This window comes from Streptomyces sp. NPDC006516 (genome assembly GCF_040611875.1).
In the GTDB taxonomy this organism is placed as follows: domain Bacteria; phylum Actinomycetota; class Actinomycetes; order Streptomycetales; family Streptomycetaceae; genus Streptomyces.
On the sequence record NZ_JBEXPD010000032.1, the window covers coordinates 1 to 5,215 of the forward strand.

A 5,215-nucleotide genomic window follows, 5' to 3' on the forward strand; every position below is an offset into this window, starting at 1 on the left:
GACCGCTTCTGGTTCATGTGGGACGACCTGGTCCGCGGCGCCATCGGCGCCGTCGTCCTCGTCGACACCCGCCGCCTCGCCGACTGCTTCCCCGCCGTCGACTACTTCGAGAACAGCGGCCTCCCCTTCGTCATCGCCCTCAACGGCTTCGACGGACACCAGCCCTACACCCCCGACGAAGTACGCGAAGCACTCCAGATCGGCCCCGACGCCCCGATCATCACGACGGACGCCCGGCACCGCGCGGACGCCAAGAGCGGTCTGATCACGCTGGTCGAGCACGCGCTGATGGCCCGGCTGAAGTAGCCGCGAAGCGGTAGTGATCTACGGGACTTGTCGTAGTCACGCGGGGGCGGCCTGTGTCCTTTGACACGCTCCGCCCCCGCGTTCATAACATTTCGACAGAGAATTGCGGTCCCGTCGATACCCGACGCGCACGGCCGGTACCACTGCGCTCACCTGAGCCTCGCCTTTTGGCGGGGCTCGCTCTTTATGCCCGTTTTATCGTGAGCCCGCGCCGCTCCGAATCGCGCATTCCGACTGTTTGGAACGCGACCGGTCCGCATGCTGCAATGCCTCGAACTACCCAGTAGTACGGCCCCTGAACGATAATCCGGCACAACGTAGGTGCCGACGCCGAGAGGTTGTTGGTCGAGTGAGGCGAAGCAACGAGGGCTCCCCGGCCCAGCCGGAGCGGGGCAACTTCACCCCTCCGCCGCGCGCTGCGGTGTCGCCTGCGGACACGTCGTCCGAGGCGGAACCGGCCAGTGGCAGCACCAGTCGGCTGTCACCGCGCAACTGGCGGGTGCCCACCCGGCTGAACGCGATCCTCCTGATCCCCGCGCTGGTCGGCCTGGTCATGGGCGGCTTCCAGGTGAAGGGGTCGGTCGACACCTGGAACGAGGCCCAGGACGCGGAGAAGACCGCTCTGGTCGTGCGCGCCGCCGCGGCCTACGGACAGGCGCTGCTGAATGAGCGTGACCTCACCGCACAGCCGCTGCTGTCCAACAAGCGCACCGCCTCCGAGGTGGAGCAGGTCCGCGCCACCACCGACGAAGCCGCCGCGGAGTTCGACGCCGCCGTGCAGAACATGCCGGACAAGGAGGGCCTGGACCGCCGCCTGAAGCTGTTCAAGGTGGAGGAGCCTCTGCTCCCCGAGCTCCGCAAGGCCGCCTACGCCGAGGCGATGGACCCGGTGAAGACCGAAGAGGGCTACACCAAGGTCCAGCACTCGCTGATGGAGTTCTCCAACGAGCTCGGCCTGGGCACCGGCAACATCACCAGCTACGGCCGGACCGTGTACGCGATCGAGCTGTCCAAGGCCGCCGCATCGCTTCAGCGCTCCATAGGCATGCACCTCCTGGTGCGGCCGAGCCAGGAGCAGCGCAAGTTCAACGGCCAGGTGACGGCGTTCAGCTCGTACAACTACCTGGAGCAGATCGCCCTCGGCGAGTTCGTCTCCGGCGGTACGGAGGCCGACGCCGCGCGGCTCAAGGAAGTCATGGCCGACAAGGCCGCCGAGGGGGCCGAGCAGCTGAAGGCCGCCAAGGAGCAGGCCACCGCCGCCGGGCAGCCCTTCGTGGAGCCGCCCAGCGTCGACGGCTCGGTCTTCGACGGCATGGCCCAGCAGATCGGTCAGGGCAGGACCCCGGCCCAGCTGAAGGCGAAGGGCATCACCCCCGAGACCTGGATGGCCGCGGCCACCGCGAAGTTCGACGGCTACACCACGGTCGAGAACGAGCTCGTGGACAAGGCCGTGACCGAGGCCGCCGAGATCTCGACGGACGCGCGCAACGACGCCATCCTCAACGCCGCGATCGTGATCGTCTCGCTGCTCGCCGCCTTCATCATCGCCGGGCTCATGGCCCGCCAGATGAGCCGCTCGATGCGCCAGCTGCGTACCGCGGCGTTCGGCATCGCAGAGCAGCGGCTCCCGATGCTGGTCGACCAGCTGTCGCGGACCGAGCCTGGCCGGGTGGACACCCGGGTCCAGCCGATCCCGATCAACAGCCAGGACGAGATCGGCGAGGTCGCCCGCGCCTTCGACCAGGTGCACCGCGAGGCCGTCCGGCTCGCCGCCGAGCAGGCCATGCTGCGGGGCAACGTCAACGCGATCTTCACCAACCTGTCGCGCCGTAACCAGTCGCTCATCGAGGGCCAGCTGACCCTCATCACCGACCTGGAGAACAACGAGGCCGACCCGGACCAGCTGGAGAGCCTCTTCAAGCTGGACCACCTGGCCACGCGTATGCGCCGTAACGGCGAGAACCTCCTCGTCCTCGCGGGCGAGGAGCCCGGCCGCCGCTGGAACCAGCCGGTGCCGCTGGTCGACGTCCTGCGGGCCGCCTCCTCCGAGGTGGAGTCCTACGAGCGCATCGAGCTCACCGGCGTACCGGAGAGCGAGATCCACGGCCAGGCCGTGACCGACCTCGTGCACCTGCTGGCCGAGCTGCTGGAGAACGCCACCACCTTCTCCTCGCCGCAGACCAAGGTCCGGGTCACCGCGACCCGGCTGCCCGACGGCCGCGTCATGGTCGAGATCCACGACAAGGGCATCGGCCTCACCGCCGAGGACTTCGCGGACATCAACCACAAGCTCGCGAACCCCCCGACCGTGGACGCCGCGGTGTCCCAGCGCATGGGTCTCTTCGTGGTCGGCCGGCTGGCCGACCGGCACGGCATCCGGGTCCAGCTCCGCCCTTCGGGCGAGCAGGCCGGCACCACGTCCCTGGTCATGCTGCCGGACGCCATCACCCACGGTGGCGGTGGCGAGACGGTCCAGGAGAGCGACTTCACGGTCTCCTCGATCATCCCGGAGCAGCAGCAGTCGCAGGCCTTCGAGCCGGTCTCCCAGCAGGCCCCGATGCGCACGGCGGCGGAGCTCGGGTTCGACGACTCCCGGTACGAGATGCCGGCGGCGGACTCCCCGCAGCTGGACCCGGTCAACCGCTCGCTGATGCGTGAGGAGCGGCGGGCCGCCCTGGAGGCACAGGCCGGCGGTGAGCGTCCCGCGTTCCAGGACAACGGCGCCGGGCAGCAGGGGGCCTTCGCCCAGGAGCAGTTCACGCAGCAGCAGTACGCCCCTGAGCAGTACGCCCAGGACCAGCAGCAGTACGCCCCCGAGCAGTACACCCAGGAGCAGCAGCAGTACGCACAGCCCGGTCACGAGGGCGGCTACGAGCCGTACGCAGCCACCGGGAACGGCTACCAGGAGCCGCAGCAGAACGGTTATGCGGAAGCGGCATACGGCGCTCCGGATGCTCGGCAGGAGCAGTACGCCGACCCGTTCGCGCAGCAGGGCGACCCCTCCCACCAGGGCGACTGGGCAGGTCAGGACTCTTACCAGGGGGCCTTCGAGCCACAGGGGCAGCCGGTAGCGGAATCTGTTCCGAGCGCTCCCGCCGAGGCGCAGGAGCGCGTAGGCTTCGACCGTCCGGGGCCCACCCCCAATCCCGGTCACGACCTGACCGACGCGGGGCTCCCGCGCCGCGGCGCCGGCCAGCAGCACTGGCAGCCCACCGGTCGCGGAAACGATCAGCCTGCCGCCCCCGTGCAGCGGCAGCGGTCGCAGCCGGAACAGCCTCAGGCACAGCAGCAGTCGCAGCCCGCGGACGGGGAGAGCCCCGCCGACTGGCGCTCGGCGAACGACGAGCGCTGGGAGCGGGCCGAGAAGCTGCGGGACCCCAAGGCGGGTGGAATCACCCCGTCGGGGCTCCCCCGGCGCGTGCCCAAGGCCAACCTGGTCGAGGGGACGGCGGAGCAGACCCAGCAGGGTGGCCCACAGGTCTCCCGCGCTCCGGAGGACGTGCGGGGCAGGTTGAGCAACCTGCGCCGTGGTGTCCTGCGGGGACGTACCGCGGGGTCGGACACAAGTAATACCTACAACCAGGAGCGTTAGTGTGAGCCCGATGAGCCAGGCGGCGCAGAATCTGAACTGGTTGATCACCAACTTCGTGGACAACACCCCCGGGGTGTCGCACACGGTGGTGGTCTCCGCCGACGGACTCCTGCTGGCGATGTCCGAAGGTTTCCCGCGGGACCGCGCCGATCAGCTGGCGGCTGTCGCCTCCGGTCTGACGTCGCTCACCGCGGGTGCCTCCCGGATCTTCGAAGGCGGCGCCGTGAATCAGACCGTTGTGGAGATGGAGCGAGGATTCCTCTTCATCATGTCCATCTCTGACGGGTCCTCACTTGCCGTCCTCGCCCACCCGGACGCCGACATCGGCCTGGTTGGGTACGAAATGGCACTTCTCGTGGACCGTGCGGGAAGTGTTCTGACCCCGGATCTCCGCGCCGAACTCCAGGGAAGTCTTCTTAACTAATAGACAGACAGTGCGTTTCTCGTCACCGCGCCATAAGGTGCGGTGGCGCGGCACCACTGGGATGGCGACCGGCAGTCGGAGGAGGAAACGTGGCAGCACCCACAGGCGGACACCCGTACGAGGGCGGTCAGCGGGTCCCGGGTGAGCAGGGTGACAACCGTTTCGACGCCCCCTCCACGCCCGGCAGAATGAGCTCGCAGGAGCCTTATCAGCCGTATCAGCCTTACCAGCAGCCCCAGCAGGGTGCGCAGGGCGGCGACTGGCAGCAGCAGCCCCAGCAGCCCGGCCACGGGTGGCAGCAGCAACAGCCGTATCAGCAGCCTCAGTACCAGCAGCCGCAGCACGAACAGCAGCCGCCGCAGCGGTACGAGGCGCCGCCGTCGCGCATCCAGCCGGTCCAGCGGCAGGCTCCGGCGCCCGCCAAGCCCGCGGCGCACAACCCGCTGGTCCGTCCCTACGCCATGACCGGCGGCCGGACCAGGCCGCGCTACCAGCTCGCCATCGAGGCCCTGGTCAGCACCACGGCCGATCCCGCCAGGCTGCAAGGGCAGTTGCCCGAGCACCAGCGGATCTGCCGGCTCTGCATCGAGATCAAGTCGGTCGCCGAGGTTTCGGCCCTTCTCTCGATCCCGCTCGGCGTTGCCCGGATCCTCGTCGCCGACCTGGCCGAGGCCGGACTCGTCGCTATCCATCAGCCCGGCGGCGACGAGGCCGCCGGCGGCCAGCCAGATGTGACACTGCTCGAAAGGGTGCTCAGTGGACTTCGCAAGCTCTAGCGGCGGAGCGGCCCGCTCCACTACCTCGGCGAAGATCGTGGTGGCAGGGGGCTTCGGCGTGGGTAAGACCACGTTTGTCGGTGCCGTCTCGGAGATCAATCCGCTGCGCACCGAAGC

Annotated in this window: 4 protein-coding genes and 1 pseudogene; all 5 read left to right on the forward strand. The window is 69.1% G+C overall.

The window, feature by feature from the left end:
* A partial coding sequence (locus tag ABZY45_RS34985) for an ATP/GTP-binding protein (RefSeq protein WP_356746294.1) occupies positions 1–306 on the forward strand: 306 nt, incomplete at its 5' end.
* 349 nt (positions 307–655) lie between these two features.
* Positions 656–3,898 (forward strand): nitrate- and nitrite sensing domain-containing protein, encoded by a 3,243-nt coding sequence (locus ABZY45_RS34990; protein WP_356746295.1) that lies wholly within the window; start codon positions 656–658, stop codon positions 3,896–3,898.
* Between the two features lie 10 nt (positions 3,899–3,908).
* Positions 3,909–4,322, forward strand: coding sequence for a roadblock/LC7 domain-containing protein (locus ABZY45_RS34995; RefSeq protein ID WP_006127847.1), 414 nt, complete (start codon positions 3,909–3,911; stop codon positions 4,320–4,322).
* An 89-nt stretch (positions 4,323–4,411) separates the two neighbouring features.
* Entirely contained in the window at positions 4,412–5,098 is a 687-nt protein-coding gene (locus tag ABZY45_RS35000; protein WP_356746296.1) for a DUF742 domain-containing protein, read from the forward strand.
* A pseudogene (locus ABZY45_RS35005) lies at positions 5,079–5,215 on the forward strand (ATP/GTP-binding protein); the annotation flags it as partial. The gene ABZY45_RS35000 and the pseudogene ABZY45_RS35005, both read left to right, overlap by 20 nt.